Annotated in this window: 13 protein-coding genes, 1 other RNA gene and 2 pseudogenes; 10 read left to right on the top strand and 6 right to left on the bottom strand. The window is 39.3% G+C overall.

All coding sequences use genetic code 11. From position 1 onward, the window contains the following. Window positions 1-8 precede the first annotated feature (8 nt). The 9 genes from hemA to TSYNT_RS06630 all read left to right on the top strand — a co-directional run bounded on the left by hemA (window position 9) and on the right by TSYNT_RS06630 (window position 9,428). Window positions 9-1,319: a glutamyl-tRNA reductase gene (gene hemA / locus TSYNT_RS06670; RefSeq protein ID WP_059032711.1), complete on the top strand. Its 1,311-nt coding sequence runs from the start codon at window positions 9-11 to the stop codon at window positions 1,317-1,319. Further along, window positions 1,261-2,142, top strand: coding sequence for a hydroxymethylbilane synthase (gene hemC, locus TSYNT_RS06665; RefSeq protein ID WP_059032710.1), 882 nt, complete (start codon window positions 1,261-1,263; stop codon window positions 2,140-2,142). The genes hemA and hemC overlap by 59 nt, the downstream gene beginning before the upstream one ends. Next, window positions 2,139-3,668 (top strand): uroporphyrinogen-III C-methyltransferase, encoded by a 1,530-nt coding sequence (gene cobA, locus TSYNT_RS06660; protein WP_059032709.1) that lies wholly within the window; start codon window positions 2,139-2,141, stop codon window positions 3,666-3,668. The genes hemC and cobA overlap by 4 nt, the downstream gene beginning before the upstream one ends. Next, window positions 3,665-4,645 carry a porphobilinogen synthase gene (gene hemB, locus TSYNT_RS06655; protein WP_059032708.1) on the top strand — a complete coding sequence of 327 codons (981 nt, stop codon included), beginning with the start codon at window positions 3,665-3,667 and terminating at the stop codon, window positions 4,643-4,645. Before cobA ends, hemB begins: the two co-directional genes overlap by 4 nt. Further along, entirely contained in the window at window positions 4,627-5,196 is a 570-nt protein-coding gene (locus TSYNT_RS06650; RefSeq protein ID WP_059032707.1) for a precorrin-2 dehydrogenase/sirohydrochlorin ferrochelatase family protein, read from the top strand. The genes hemB and TSYNT_RS06650 overlap by 19 nt, the downstream gene beginning before the upstream one ends. Further along, a complete protein-coding gene (gene hemL / locus TSYNT_RS06645; protein ID WP_059032706.1) occupies window positions 5,193-6,476 on the top strand; it encodes a glutamate-1-semialdehyde 2,1-aminomutase in 1,284 nt (427 codons plus the stop codon). The genes TSYNT_RS06650 and hemL overlap by 4 nt, the downstream gene beginning before the upstream one ends. A 106-nt stretch (window positions 6,477-6,582) precedes the next feature. Beyond that, window positions 6,583-7,314 (top strand): glucosamine-6-phosphate deaminase, encoded by a 732-nt coding sequence (gene nagB / locus TSYNT_RS06640; RefSeq protein WP_059032705.1) that lies wholly within the window; start codon window positions 6,583-6,585, stop codon window positions 7,312-7,314. Window positions 7,315-7,538: 224 nt separating this feature from the next. After that, window positions 7,539-8,714: an N-acetylglucosamine-6-phosphate deacetylase gene (nagA, locus tag TSYNT_RS06635; RefSeq protein WP_059032704.1), complete on the top strand. Its 1,176-nt coding sequence runs from the start codon at window positions 7,539-7,541 to the stop codon at window positions 8,712-8,714. A gap of 21 nt (window positions 8,715-8,735) precedes the next feature. Further along, entirely contained in the window at window positions 8,736-9,428 is a 693-nt protein-coding gene (locus tag TSYNT_RS06630) for a copper homeostasis protein CutC (RefSeq protein ID WP_059032703.1), read from the top strand. Here TSYNT_RS06630 and TSYNT_RS06625 read toward each other — a convergent pair. From TSYNT_RS06625 to TSYNT_RS06605, 5 genes and pseudogenes are all read right to left on the bottom strand, one after another. Further along, on the bottom strand, window positions 9,425-9,628 hold the full coding sequence (locus tag TSYNT_RS06625) for a DUF3006 domain-containing protein (protein WP_202859741.1): 204 nt from the start codon (window positions 9,626-9,628) through the stop codon (window positions 9,425-9,427). The genes TSYNT_RS06630 and TSYNT_RS06625 overlap by 4 nt on opposite strands. Window positions 9,629-9,854: 226 nt before the next feature. After that, window positions 9,855-10,805 (bottom strand): annotated as a pseudogene (locus TSYNT_RS06620) (ComEC/Rec2 family competence protein); the annotation flags it as partial. Window positions 10,806-11,020: 215 nt separating this feature from the next. Continuing rightward, window positions 11,021-11,371, bottom strand: a transfer-messenger RNA (tmRNA) gene (gene ssrA, locus TSYNT_RS06615). Between the two features lie 111 nt (window positions 11,372-11,482). Continuing rightward, the gene (locus TSYNT_RS06610) at window positions 11,483-12,385 is read right to left on the bottom strand and encodes a peptidylprolyl isomerase (protein ID WP_083497682.1); all 903 of its coding nucleotides are present in this window, start codon (window positions 12,383-12,385) and stop codon (window positions 11,483-11,485) included. A gap of 176 nt (window positions 12,386-12,561) precedes the next feature. Continuing rightward, a complete protein-coding gene (locus TSYNT_RS06605) occupies window positions 12,562-13,212 on the bottom strand; it encodes an SGNH/GDSL hydrolase family protein (protein ID WP_059032702.1) in 651 nt (216 codons plus the stop codon). Between the two features lie 371 nt (window positions 13,213-13,583). Here TSYNT_RS06605 and TSYNT_RS06600 point away from each other — a divergent pair, with 371 nt between their 5' ends. Further along, window positions 13,584-14,435 carry a methylenetetrahydrofolate reductase gene (locus TSYNT_RS06600; RefSeq protein WP_202859737.1) on the top strand — a complete coding sequence of 284 codons (852 nt, stop codon included), beginning with the start codon at window positions 13,584-13,586 and terminating at the stop codon, window positions 14,433-14,435. 443 nt (window positions 14,436-14,878) lie between these two features. Here TSYNT_RS06600 and TSYNT_RS06595 read toward each other — a convergent pair. Beyond that, window positions 14,879-15,190: pseudogene (locus TSYNT_RS06595) on the bottom strand (lactose/cellobiose PTS transporter subunit IIB); the annotation flags it as partial. Between the last annotated feature and the right edge of the window lie 8 nt (window positions 15,191-15,198).

The following is a 15,198-nucleotide window of genomic DNA, read 5'->3' as shown; positions in this document are numbered from 1 at the left end:
TAACGGCAATGGGAATTGAACAGCTTTTAATGGTAGGTGTCAGCCGAGAAGCTCCAATTGAGCTTAGAGAAAAAGTGTGTTTTGATAAAAGAACAGGCGAAGCATTGGCAAAACTTAAAGAAATTAATGGCATACTTGAGGCGGTTATAGTATCAACCTGCCACCGAAGTGAAATTTATGCGATTGCGTCTGAGCCTAAAACAGATGTGCTTACAAACTTTTTTGGCGATTTTTTCGCTTTGGATGATGCTCGGCTTTCCCCATATATCTACGCACTTGATGGAATATGCGCAGTAGAGCATCTTTTTCGAGTTGCCTGCGGTCTTGAATCAATGGTGGTGGGGGAAGATCAGATTTTATCTCAGGTGAAACAAGCCTGGGAAATTGCAAAAAAATGTAAATCCACCGGGAAATACACAAACAAGCTCTTTAGAGAAGCGATTACTCTTGGAAAAAATGCCCGAAGTCAAACCGGAATTACAAATCATTCGCTTTCTATAAGCTATATTGCAGTTTTGTTTATATTGGAGGTTTTTAAGGATTTGCATGACAAAAATATCTTTGTAATAGGCGCCGGGGAGATGGGGAAGCTGGTCATAAAGCACCTTGTGGCAAAGGGGGCAAGACGCATTTATATCTCTAACAGAACCTATGAAAATGCGTTAAAACTCAAGGAAGAAATCCCGGAGGTAACGGTTGTACCCTATGAGCAAAAGTATGAATACATAAACCAGAGCCATGTAGTTATAAGTGCTACAAATGCGCCGCACTATACGGTAAACCTTGAGAAATTTACGGCCTGTCATCATCCGGGCGATAAAATCTGCATGGTAGATATAGCGCTTCCGCGGGATATTGACCCCCGGATAGGCGAAATAGATGGAGTGACACTGTTTACCATTGATGATTTAAAAAGAACCGCTGTGGAAAATCAAAAGAAAAGGGAACATTTAGTTACTATAATTGAGGATATGATCGATGATAGTCTAAACGATATTATCAAATGGGATAATACCATTTATGCCGAAAAGATGATACGACATATGAACGAATATGCTGATGAAGTCTGCCGCAGCGAATATGAACGAGTTAAAAACAAGCTGCAGGATTTGGATGAAAAAGAAAAGGAAAAGATTAAGTATTCACTTGAAAGGGTTGCAGCAAAGATAGTGAATAGATATTTAATCGGACTAAAGACATTGGCCGAGGAAGAAAAGCTAGACGAATCAGTAGTCAATGTATTTGCAGGAGGCATTTTTGATGAAAAAAATTGTAAAAGTCGGCAGCCGGCAAAGCCAGTTGGCATTAGTGCAAACTAAGCTGATTATCAGCCAATTAAAAGAACACTTTCCACAATGGGATTTTGAGCTGATAACCGTAAAGACTACAGGAGATAAATTTTTAAATTCCAATATGTATGAATTGGGCAAAGGCGCCTTTGTTAAAGAAATAGAGGAAGCACTGCTTTACGGCGCTATTGATATGGCAGTGCACAGTTTAAAAGATGTGCCACAAGATTTGCCTGAAGGGCTTGAAATTTCAGCGATTACTCGGCGGGAAGATCCCCGAGATGTGTTTATATCGGCAGATGGCAGGAGATTTTCCGAGCTGGATACAGGGGCCAAAATAGGAACTTCCAGTATGCGGCGGATTTGTGAATTAAATAAGCTAAGGCAGGATATCCAGTGTGTTCAGATAAGAGGAAATATTAACACCCGCATAAAAAAGATAAAAACCTGCGGCCTTGATGGCATTGTACTGGCGGCGGCAGGCGTAAAGCGGCTGGGTATGGAAAACCTCATAACCGATTATTTTTCACCGGACGAAATAGTACCGGCGGTAGGACAGGGTGCATTGGCTGTGGAAACTCGAGCTGATGATGAAATGTCCTTGTTTGTCAGGCATATAAATGATGACGAGACTACTTGCGCAACAAGAGCCGAGAGGGCTTTTATGAAAGTCCTAGGCGGCAGCTGTAAGCAGCCTATGGGAGCATATGCCGAGATTTTTGATGATAGATTAAAGCTTATAGGCATGATAGAAAGGGATAAAATAGTAAAGCGGGGAAAACTTGAAGGCAGAAGAAGCGAAGCAGAACAAATCGGTATCCGCCTTGCCGAGGAATTGGGAGGTAAACTATGAAGGGCAAAGTATACCTTATAGGTGCAGGTCCAGGGGATTTAGGTTTAATTGCTTTAAAAGCGGTAGAGGCTTTAAAACACGCCGATACGGTGGTTTTTGATCGCCTGATAAATCCTGATATTCTCAAATGGGCACCTTCCGGTGCAGAGTTTATTGATGTGGGTAAATTTCCGAAAGATCATCCGGTGCCTCAGTCTAAGATAAATCATATTCTTTATACGAAAGCCCTAGAAGGCAAGAATGTAGCAAGACTCAAAGGCGGCGATCCTTTTGTTTTCGGACGAGGCGGCGAGGAAGCCCTTTATCTTAGGCAAAATCAAATACCCTTTGAAATAATTTGCGGAGTTACATCAGCAGTGGCAGTGCCCGCTTATGCCGGAATTCCGGTAACGCACAGATATGCAGCTTCATCCGTCCATATTATAACAGGGCATGAGAAAGACGGAGGAAGCTCTATTGATTTTGAAGCATTGGCAAAACTGAAAGGGACCTTGGTATTTTTGATGGGAATTTGCAACCTGGACAATATCGCAAACAGCCTTATAAAATATGGCAAATCACCAGATACGCCTGCTGCCGTCATAATGAAAGGAACAACACCTGGTCAGAAGACGGTGGTAGGCACATTATCAAACATAGGCGATAAGGTGAGACAAGCCGGTATAAAAAATCCTGCTGTCATAGTGATAGGCCAGGTTGTAAATTTGAGAGATGAGCTATCATGGTATGAAGAAGGCAAGCTTTTTGGCAAAAGGATCCTCTTTTTAGGAACGGGTTTTTCCGATGAGCCGACGCCGAGGCGAGATTTGCCATTTAATGAGCTAAAGCAAGAGGGGGCAGAGGTTATTATTTGCCCTACACTTAAAATATCTTCTCAAGCGGAAAATGTGAAAGGATTTATAAACGAAATCGCGGACTGCGATATCCTGATATTTACAAGCAAAAACGGCGTCAATGCCTTTATTTCATGTATGAAGGAAAATAAAATAGATGCACGGTATTTATCAGGCAAACAGATATGGGCCATAGGTGAAAAAACAGGTGAAGAACTTTCGAAAGCTCATATATATCCTGATGTGGTGCCTAAGGTATATACATCAAAGGCACTATTGAGCTGCATAGAAAAAGAGCATTTTGGAAAGAGCGCCGCAGTAATAACATCGGATATAGGGGGAGCGGAACTTATAGCTGGTCTTGAAAACTGCGGTCTTAAAGCAAAAAAAATTACAGCATATAAAAACGAACCAAATTTTGAGATTAAAGAAGAGCTGCTTGAGAAAATCCAGGATGGCATCGATGTAGCGGTGTTTACCAGTCCATCCTCCTTTGATTTTATGTGCAAAATACTAAATGATGATATGACAGGTTTTAAAAATGTAAAGATAGCCGCAATCGGTCCTGTTACAAAAGCGGCCTTAGAAAAAGCAGGCCGGAACGTTGATATTATACCTCAAGAGTATACCATTGAGGGACTTTCAAGAGCCATATTAGCCTATTATATTGATAAGGAAGGTGATTTTAAATGAAGGCGGAACTTGTGAAAAGACCGCGGCGGTTAAGACTTAATCAAAATATCAGAGATATGGTAAGAGAAACTTCACTTGATGTAAAGGATCTCATATATCCTTACTTTGTCGTGGAAGGCGAGAATGTAAAAGAGGAAATCGAGGCTATGCCGAAAGTATTTCATTTTTCCATAGATAAACTGGTCAAGGATGTCAAAGAAACATATGAACTTGGAATACCGGCAATTTTACTTTTTGGCATACCCTCTTCGAAGGATGAGGTAGGAAGCCAGGCTTATGTAAGCTCAGGCATCGTGCAAAGGGCTGTAAGGGCTATAAAAGAGGCGATACCCTCTATGATTGTCATAACAGATGTATGCCTTTGCGAATATACCAGCCATGGTCACTGTGGAGTGGTGGAAAATGGGTATGTGGATAATGATAAAACCTTAGAACTTATAGCAAAAACCGCCTTATCTCATGTAAAAGCCGGAGCCGATATGGTAGCGCCTTCCGACATGATGGACGGAAGGGTAGGATGCATACGACAAATATTGGACAGCGAAGGTTATGTTACGGTACCGATCATGGCATACAGCGCAAAATACGCTTCCGGCTTCTACGGACCATTCAGGGAAGCGGCTCAGTCGGCTCCTCAGTTTGGAGATAGAAGAAGCTACCAAATGGACCCTGCAAATTCAGATGAAGCTTTAAGAGAAATAGCATTGGATATAGAAGAAGGCGCTGATATCGTGATGGTAAAGCCGGCGCTTGCATATCTTGACATAATAAGGCGTGCAAAAGACAGCTTTAAGGTTCCTCTTGCCACATATAATGTAAGTGGGGAATACTCAATGATAAAGGCTGCAGCGCTGAAAGGATGGCTTGATGAAAAAGTTGTGGCGTTGGAGTCGCTGACATCCATGAAGCGCGCAGGCGCCGATATGATAATAACCTATTTTGCAAAGGATGCGGCAAAATGGCTTACTACCCGATAATGCTCGATATAGAGGACAAGAGGTGCCTGGTGGTAGGCGGGGGCAAAGTTGCATATAGGAAGATAAAGTCTTTGCTGGAATGTGGAGGGAAAGTAACCGTAATTGCAGACAAAATATGTGATGAAGTGGATGAGCTTTCCAAAGAAAATAAGATCGACGTAATACATAGAAGCTATATTTCAGGGGATGCTGCCGGATATTTTTTAGTAGTTGCTGCATGTGATGATGCCCGTATAAATGAGCTGGTGGCAAATGAAGCTAAAGAGCGCGGCATCCTCGTAAATGTTGCAGATAATCTTAAGCTTTCTTCATATATAGTTCCATCGGTGCTAAGGCGAAAAGACCTTACGATAGCGGTTGCAACAGGGGGCAAAAGTCCTCTTCTTTCAAGGAAAATACGCGAGGAGCTTGACAAAACAATAGGAGAAAGATATGAAAAACTCCTTGATGAGCTGTCAAAGGCAAGAGAGGAGATAAAACATCAGAATCTTACAATCGAAGAAAAGATAGAAATCTATGAGAACATAATTGAAAAAGGTGAGAAAATATGAAATCCCAAGAGCTTTATACAAGAGCCTTGAAAGTTATGCCGGGCGGTGTAAATAGTCCAGTGAGAGCCTTTAAATCCGCAGGGCTTACGCCGCCTTTTATAAAAAAAGGAAGTAAAAGTCATATCTGGGATGAGGACGGCAAAGAGTACATTGACTATGTGCTTTCATGGGGTCCCCTTATACTGGGACATGCCCATCCGGAAGTGGTATCGGTTATTAAAAAACAGGCTGAGCTGGGCACAAGCTTTGGCGCATGTACAGAACTTGAAGTGCTTATGGCTGAAAAAATAAGAGAAGCCTTACCTTCGATTGAAGTTGTAAGAATGGTAAATTCCGGCACTGAAGCCACTATGAGCGCAATACGGCTTGCACGAGGCTATACAGGTCGAAACATCATAGTTAAATTTGCAGGCTGTTACCATGGCCATTCTGACAGTCTCCTTATAAAAGCAGGTTCGGGAGCCCTTACCTTCGGCAGTCCGGATTCTGCCGGGGTAACTCAAGATACTGCAAGAGATACTGTTGTTTCTAACTATAATGATATAGATATGATAAGAGATGTTTTTGAAAAACATCCGGGAGATATAGCCGCTGTTATTGTGGAACCTGTAGCCGGCAATATGGGGACAGTTCCTCCAAAGCCAGAATTTTTACAGGAGCTGAGAAGTTTAACAAAAAGCCATGGCGCGCTTTTGATTTTCGATGAAGTCATTACAGGATTTAGAGTTGGATATGAAGGCGCCCAGGGATTGTATAATATTGTGCCTGATATAACAACACTTGGGAAAATTATCGGAGGCGGTCTGCCGGTGGGAGCCTATGGAGGAAAAGAAGAAATTATGCGCAGGGTATCTCCTGATGGTCCTGTATACCAGGCAGGAACCTTATCTGGCAATCCTTTGGCTATGGCTGCAGGATATACGACTTTAAGCATACTTTCTAAAAATCCTGACATATACAGCAAGCTTAACAAGAAGGCGGAAAGACTCTGCTCGGGATTAAAGGACATTATGGATAAAGCAGGTATTCCGGTTACAATAAATCGCGTCGGAAGCATGATGACACTTTTCTTTACAAATAGCAAAGTTTATGATTATGCTTCGGCAGCCACGTCTGATACAGCCTGTTATAATATTTTCTTTAAAAAAATGCTGCAAGCCGGTATCTATCTTCCTCCATCCCAATTCGAAACCTTCTTTGTGTCGACTGCGCATACAGATGAAGACATAGAAAAAACTTTGAATATAGCGGAAGACGTGGCAAAAAATCTGAGCTTTTAAGTAAAAAAATTTTTTAATTTAATTTTAACAAAAGTATACAATTAAACTTTTTGTGATATAATCAGTAATGTATTTTAATCTGTAAAAATGTTTAGGAGGTAGTTTTATGCAGGTATTTATTGAAAAAGATTATTCGGCAATGAGTGAGAAAGCGGCACAGATTTTTGCTAACGAAATAAAACAAAAGTCTGATTTAGTGCTCGGACTTGCGACAGGAAGCACTCCTATAGGTACATACAAAGAGCTTATTCGGATGCATAAGGAAGAGGGATTAGATTTTTCTAAAGTAGTATCATTTAACTTGGATGAGTATTACAATCTTCCTCCCGACGATCCCCAGAGCTATAACTATTTTATGTTCGAAAATCTTTTTAATCATGTAAATATAAAAAAGGAAAATGTTCATATACCTAACGGATTGGTAAAAGATGTTGAAACTTATTGCAAGCAATATGATGAAGAAATTTCAAAGTTCGGCGGCATTGATTTGCAGCTGCTGGGCATAGGTGTAAACGGTCATATAGGTTTTAATGAACCTGCAGAGGAATTGATTCTAGGGACACATCTAACCGATCTTACAGAAGATACCATAAAAGCAAATTCCAGGTTCTTTGATTCTCCTGAACAAGTTCCAACAAAAGCTATAACAATGGGCATTGGTTCTATAATGAAAGCCAAAAAAATCCTGCTTTTAGCCAGCGGCAAAAATAAAGCAGAGATTATGGCCAAAATTCTAAACAGAGACGTAGTAACTACAAAAATCCCGGCTTCTCTCCTAAAACTACATCCCGATACAACAATAATCATGGATGAAGAAGCAGCATCGCTGTGTAAATAAATAATTTCTAAGTAATAAGCACTTCTTAAATTTTAGCAGCACAAAAGCTGCCTCTGGCCTACTTGACCGGGGGCAGCTTTTTATCGTCTCCTATCAAAGCTACTTTTGGCAATTTTACACCATCGTCAATTACAGTTTTAGTTTTTATTGCTTTTAAAGTTCACTGTTCCACCCTTCTATGATAAAATGTATTAGAACACAGAAATAGAAACGGAGGAAGCTTGATGAATGTTCTTATAAAAAATGCAAACATAATAACGCCTTATGAGGTGTTGTATGGTTTTGAATTAGCTGTTGAGGGAACTAAAATAAAAGATATTGCGCCTTGCGGTAAACTGCAGGAGGAAAATTTTGACAAGATTATAGACGCTAAGGGCAATTATCTTGCTCCAGGCTTTATTGATATTCACACCCATGCAAATTCCGGGCATGATACTATGGATGCCACTTTTGAGGCACTCTGCGCCATGGCTGATTTTTATTGTAAAAACGGCGTGACAGGATTTTTGGCAACTACTATGACAGCTTCAATTGAAGATACTAAGAAAGCCATTGTAAACGTTGCAGATTATATATCAGAGCAGAATAAAAAACATGGCAGCTTAGATGTTTCAGATAATCCCAGATCCCAAATACTAGGGCTGCACCTTGAAGGTCCGTATTTTTCCCCTGCTAAAAAAGGGGCGCAAGCTCCCGAGCATCTTAAAGAGCCAAACGCAGATGAACTGGCAGATTTTATAAGGCTTTCAAAAAATTCTGTAAAGATAGTTGCACTGGCACCTGAACTTCCCGGTGCGCAAGATGCGATACGTTTTTTGAAAGACCACGGCATAACAGTGTCAGCAGGCCACAGCGATGCCTCTTTTGATATTGCAAAAAAAGCATTTGATTGTGGGGTAACACAAGTCACTCATGTTTTTAATGGAATGAGAAGCTTTACTCACAGAGAGCCTGGAATAGCCGGAGCTGCCCTGACAGATGAAAGGGTATCTTGTGAGATGATTTGTGACGGGATTCATTTACATCCTGCCGCAATGAAACTTGTTGTAAATTCAAAGGGCAAGGATAAAGTCATACTGATTTCCGACTCCATGATGGCTGCCGGACTTGACGATGGAGAATATACCCTGGGCGGGCAAAAAGTTATAGTAAAAGATAGACAAGCCCGGCTCATAGATGGAACTTTAGCGGGCTCCACCCTAACGCTGAATAAAGCGGTATACAACATGGTAAAAATGGTGGGGGTTTCTTTACAAGATGCTGTTCGCATGGCGAGCCTAAATCCTGCAAAAGCTATTGGTGTAGATAAATGCAAAGGCAGCATAGAAATAGGAAAAGATGCAGACCTTATAATTTTTGACGAAGAACTCAACATTTTAAATGTTATAAAAGCATATTAATACTAGCAAAGGTGATGAAAAGTGCTTGAAATCATAGCAACATGTATTGACGATGCGATAAAAATAGAGGCATGCGGAGGCCAAAGGATAGAGCTGGTGTCAGGCCTTACTGAAGGAGGGCTTACGCCTAGTTACGCTCTTATTAAAAATGTTGTTGAAAGGGTTAAAATTCCTGTTAATGTAATGATTCGCCCCCATGCCAAGTCTTTTATATATACCAAAGAAGACATAAAAATCATGGAAGAAGATATAAATATTGTAAAAGAGCTAAAGGCAAACGGAATCGTTATAGGCATGGCGGATGAAAACGGAAGTATTGATGAAAGAAATTTACAAAAATTGTTGAGGACAGCAGAGGGACTTGATATAACTTTTCACCGGGCAATTGAAGAGACAAAAGATTTGGTAGAAAGCATTAAAATTCTTGCAAAATATCCACAGATAAAGCGAGTGCTTACCTCTGGCGGTAAAGGAAAGCCTATGGACAATCTTTCTACAATATGTAGGATGATCGAAGCCGGAAAAGGAAAGATCGAAATTATGGTAGGAGGAGGCATGACAAAAGAGACTTTAGCTCCGGTTATTAAAAAAACCGGGACAAAAGAAGTTCACTTTGGAACTGCAGTCCGCATGAATAATTCTCCTTTTTATGATATAAACTGTGAAAAGCTAAAAGAAATAGCTGAGGAATACAAAAAGGCAACTGAAAATTAATCTTCCCATACGTCATTCATCAGTTTTTCTATATGAGCCTTCCTACTTTTTGTTTCCTCTTTGTCCACAGTTATACTGATTACATCTCCTTCCTTCGCCTCTGAAGGAAGGAGTATTTTTAACATATTCACCATTGTTTTATCCGGTAATTCTACTACCGCAAAATCCCCTTCGAATCTATCAATAATTACCTTCATCATTTATTCCATCCTCCTAATGAACGCAAACATCGCAAGGATCCGATTTAGGACATTTGGAAAGAGGACCGCTTAAGATGGTCTTACTGCGAGAAAGGGTCGAGCATTCCTTAGAATAATGATATGATTTGCCATTAGGCGTCCAATACACTGTTATTTCCGAACTTTTAGTAGAAGACTTATTTATATTTGAAACGGAGCTTGAGATAGACGAATTTGAGCTGCTTAGTGCCCCGGAATTGTAAGTTCCGGGCTTACAATTAAAAGAAATGTTCGCGCCATCGCTTGTAGCAGTGATTGTCCCACATTCGTCCGTTCTATACACTATTATATTTTCAGTCTTTAGTTTATCCATCGTTGTCTTTGCAGGATGGCCGTAATCATTGTTTTTTCCAACACTTATCACGGCATATTTTGGAGACACAGCTGCAAGAAATTCTGATGTAGTAGAACTTGAGCTGCCGTGATGGCCGATTTTTAATACATCAGCTTTAAGATCATATCCTTTTTTTAACATTTCCTTTTCGGATAAACTTTCAGCGTCTCCCTCGAAAAGAAATGCGGTTTTACCGTATGTAATCCTTATAACAGCAGAATAGTTGTTTAAATCATCATAAGTTTCGCTGTTGGGAGCAAGCATTTCGATTTTGATTTTAGGATCTATGTCAATTGTAACTCCTGCTTTTGCAGTAGAAACCTTGAGATTTTTAGATTTTATAGCTGTTAATACATCTTCATATGTCCGGGTTGTAGAAGCAACTTTAGGCATATAAATTTTGCCTATATTAAAGGAATATATAACATCATCCATACCGCCTATATGATCTTCATGAGGATGTGTACCTACCAAAACATCAATCTTTTCTACACCTTGAGATTTTAAGTATGACACAACAAAATCTCCATCTTCGTTATTCCCTGCGTCAATAAGCATAACTTTTCCTTCGGGAGTCTGAATTAAAATGCTGTCTGCCTGACCTACATCTATAAAATGGACTTTGAGCTGATTTTGCGCAGAAGAAACTTCCTCTTCCTGGGATTGGGCAGGCGGAGATTTTGGCAGAGAATCAGATTGAGGTGAATCTGTTGAGACACCACAGGCCGCAATAATTATCAGCGACAGGGATATTAATAGACACAACAAGATTTTCGAAATTTGGATGGCTTGCTTATGCTGCATCTTAGCTCTAAATCCGAAAATATTTTTTAGCAACTTCATATTAGCAACCACTTCCTGGTAAGATGTTTCTTAGAACTAATAAACCCCGTATTTATCCTCAAATAAAATAAAGACTTCCGCAGTTGTTTTTTACTTCGAAAGCCCTTTTGCACAGTTTCAAATCTCGTGCTTGTATATGTCCAATAAAATTAATTAATATCAAAAATAGCTTTTTATGGTGGAGGCGAGGGGAATCGAACCCCTGTCCGGAGGTACATCAATAAGAGCGTCTACAAGCTTATCCCTCATTTTGGATCTCGCCGGCTTTACTCCTGAGGGCAGGATTAAAGCTCGGCCAGCTCTGTAAGTTTCTCTTTTAGCGCCAGAGCAACGCTAAAAGAAAATCCCGATTTTTTTGACGCCCTTATCTCAGCTCTCGGGCAAAGCCGAGTAAGGACGCGCTGCTTTAATTAAGCAGCGTAAGCTAAATCGTTATTGGCGTTTAATTATTGTTTCCGGATTTACGAGTCGGAAAGCTCGGCCTGCAGCTCTTATCCCTGCTACCCCCGTCGAAACCAAACGCCCCCATATGAAATTATACTACAAATCTATTATATAACAAATAATACAAAATATCAAGAAGTGCAGCGCCTGCAAAAGTTTTTAGCTTGCAGGCGCTGGGTAAATTTGTTAATTTTTTATATAAGCGTTTCTATCTTGTATTCGCTAAATTTTTCTTGAATCCAAGTACTAAAAGCGGTTGAAAGTTTTTCTTCCAATAATGCTTCTTTTATTTTATCTTTGCTTTCTTCATAAGTTGCTTCTTTTGCCTCTTTTTTGTCTTCAACCTTGATAATATGATAGCCAAATTCTGTCTTTACAGGATCGCTTATTTCTCCAACCTTTAAAGAAAATGCAGCTGCTTCAAACTCTGGGGTCATTTGCCCTTTTGAAAAGTAGCCAAGCTCTCCACCCTGCTGATTATTTGAGGTGTCGGTAGAATAAGTCTTTGCAAGTTCTGCAAAATCTTCTCCGTCTTGCAATTTCTGCTTAACCTCTTTTGCTTTTTCTTCAGTGTCGACCAAAATATGGCTTGCCTTTACCTGCTCCGGCGTGTCAAAACTTGCCTTATTCTCATCAAAATAGCTCTTTATTTCGCTTTCTTCTATTTTAATTGTAGGTTCAAGGAGTTTTTTGACATATAAGTTCATTTTAATATTATCCTTTATTCCATCTAAAGAATAGCCATACATATCAAGAAACTGAGTAAATGCTTCTTCACCGCCGTATTGCTCGGCCAGTTTATCAACTTCTTTTTGCACATCTTCTTCTGACACAGTTATGTTCTGTTTTTTAGCCTCGAGTTCCACTATTTTATTGGCAATTAAGGAATTTAACACTGCGTCGCCGTTTTCTTGAACTAACGCATCATACAATTCATCTTTCGTAATAACTTCATCATTGACACGCGCAACTACATTGTCATCAGCCTTTTTAGCCGATGTGCTCGTATTACATGCCGATAAAATCAATGCGAAAACCAATGACAAAACTAAAATGCTTACTATAAATTTTTTGTGTTTAATTAAAATTGTCCTCACCCTTTACAATCTTTATTAGTAATAGTATATCAGCTTTTAGACGGTTATGTCTATGAGCTGGCAAACAAACAACTTATTGATGGAGTGCTTTCTTGTAAATTATTATGCTATCAAAAAAATGTATAACAATGGGTAAAATAAGTGAAAGTGTATGAAATAAAGGGGGATTTTTCTCTTTATTCCGTGAATATATGTTTCTTGATGTATGCCGCAACTTCTTTACCTAAAACAGCATGGCTTTCAGGGTCTAAGTGCATACCGTCTATTTTGCTGGTTGAGATATATTTAGACGAGTCTAATAAATGGCATTGCCCGCTTAATACCATCGTATACTGCTCTGAAAAATGCTTACTCTTTTCTATAGCTTTTTCAAGCTCAGGTGCTAAATAACTTATAGTTGGCGCATTTTCCGGAATCAAAATCGGCGGAGGAATTATTACCATGACTTCCGGGGATCCTAAATTTGGCCCTGTTTCACTTTTCTTGATTATATTTACCAACATTTCTACGCTCTGTGCTATTTCATTAGATGTTACACTAAACCTACTTTTTAGGTCGTTGCTGCCTAGAAATAATATTACAAGATCTAAAGGCTTATGAGTATGTAAGCATGGCAAAAGATAAGCTTTGCCGTTTCTATGTTCCCCTCTGACAGGATCATCCCAGACAGTGGTTCTGCCGTTTAGACCCTCGGGTACCACCTCGAATCCTTGACCGAGCTCATTTTGAAGCACACTTGGCCACCTTATATGCTTTGGATACCTACCTGTACCATCAGGATTATGACCCCATGTGTTGGAATCACCATAACAAAGTATAGTCTTCATAAATTTACCCACCTCATAAAAAATTTGCCTATGTTTATATAATAACATGAAAATGAAGTAAGGGATACTTATTTAACACGTTAGGTTGTTTTCCTATAGCCCATAAAATCAACTTGGAGAAAATTTTTGTATATGATAGTATAAAAACACGGGGCTTGCTTAAATGACAAGAAAACAATATAAAGAAGAATTTAGAAAACAAATAAAGCTAAGAAAATAATTAAGGAACTGACCGAAGATGATCAAAAAATAATGCAGGAGGTGAATATCGTTACAGAAAAAACTTAAAACATTAAAAAGCTAGACTCCCTTATATCATATAAAGCTTTATAAGTTTTCTGTAACGGCACAACATGAAAGTAACCGATATTATGAAAAAAAGGATGTCTTTTTCTTTCGAGGTTTTCCCACCTAAAGCTGAACAGTCCATGGAACCTCTTCTTGACACATTAGAGCATTTATACGCTTATAAACCGGATTTTATCAGCTGTACATACGGTGCGGGAGGAACGAATGTAGGCCGGAATATGGAAATATGCAAGGCCATTAAAGAAAGCGGCAAAACAATTCCGGTAACTCATTATACATGCATAGGCAATAAAAAAGAAAAAATACGCGAAGAGCTAGAGACATACTTAAAAATGGGGGTTAACCACATTCTAGCATTAAGAGGAGACTTCCCCAAGGGATGGCAGGAAACAAGAGGAGATTTTGATCATGCCAATGAGTTAGTAGAATATATTAGGACAAATTTCCCTGAATTTTGCATTGCAGTAGCAGGGAACCCGGAAAAGCATATTCAAGCTGGTTCTCTTAAAGAAGATATAGCTCACCTTCGATTAAAGCAGGACGCCGGTGGAGACTACATAATGACCCAATTATGCTATGATGTCAAAAACTATCAGTGTTGGGTTGAACAAATTAGAAAAGCCGGAGTTACATTACCTATAGATGCCGGTATTATGCCGGTTCTTTCAAAGGATCCTACGATTCGAATGACGGTATCTAACGGATGCTCGATTCCGAAGGAATTAGCGGAAATCATAGGAAAATATGGCGACAGCCCTGAAGATTTCAAAAAAGCAGGTAAGGAATACACTGTAAAATTAATTTACGATTATATTAATATGGGAATCGATGGCCTCCATATCTACACTTTAAACAAATGGCAAGATGTTGCAGATATAATAAAAAATGCAGGAATAAGAAGTATAAAGGAATAAACATCTATCTTTATAAATAATGCTACGATATGTAAAATCATTAACTTATAAAGGCTGCAAGTTAATGTATGTTAGCAAACTGCTGAGCTTATATACTAATTTTTTGTTGAGATATTCGGGATAGATCCATACAAAGAAAATGATATAATCACAAAAACGGATGAACTTTTTAGGAAATTACAAAAAATAAAGTCCATATGGCCATTAATGAATATGAAGGAACTGCCAGAATTGTTACTATGAAAGAACTCATGGAAGAGATAGTATAGAAATATCAAGAAGATAAAAACTCCCTGCGAACCTGGAAGGAACGCAGGGAGTTTTTATCTATCTGCAAAAGGAATTTTTACCTCACTTTGAATAAGCGGTAGCGTGTAATTGAGAGCATCTTGTGTAACCCTCTATTCGTTTTATCTACCCATTGGTAGGCATAAATTTTGCTGCTATTTTTTCTTTATAAGATTTAAAGCCATATCAAGAACCTTTGCACCATTCATGGTCCCATAAGTTACAGAATCTATAACTTCTACTGGCACTCCCTTCTTCGATGCAATTTCTTGAACATCTTTCAAAAGGTATCGAGCCTGAGGGCCTAAAAGTATAACATCTGCATCCTCTAATGCTTCGTGAATCTGTGTTGCCGCAACTGCCTGAATGTCTACATCTAAATTTTGTTCTTTTGCAACTTTTTCCATCCGCGTAAGCAGCAAACTAGTGGACATGCCCGCATAACATACAAGATATATTTTCATAGTTTTTTCCT

The organism is Tepidanaerobacter syntrophicus, assembly GCF_001485475.2.
GTDB lineage: Bacteria > Bacillota > Thermosediminibacteria > Thermosediminibacterales > Tepidanaerobacteraceae > Tepidanaerobacter > Tepidanaerobacter syntrophicus.
Note: the sequence above shows the minus strand (reverse complement) of the source record. Positions and strands in the feature narration are given on the sequence as shown.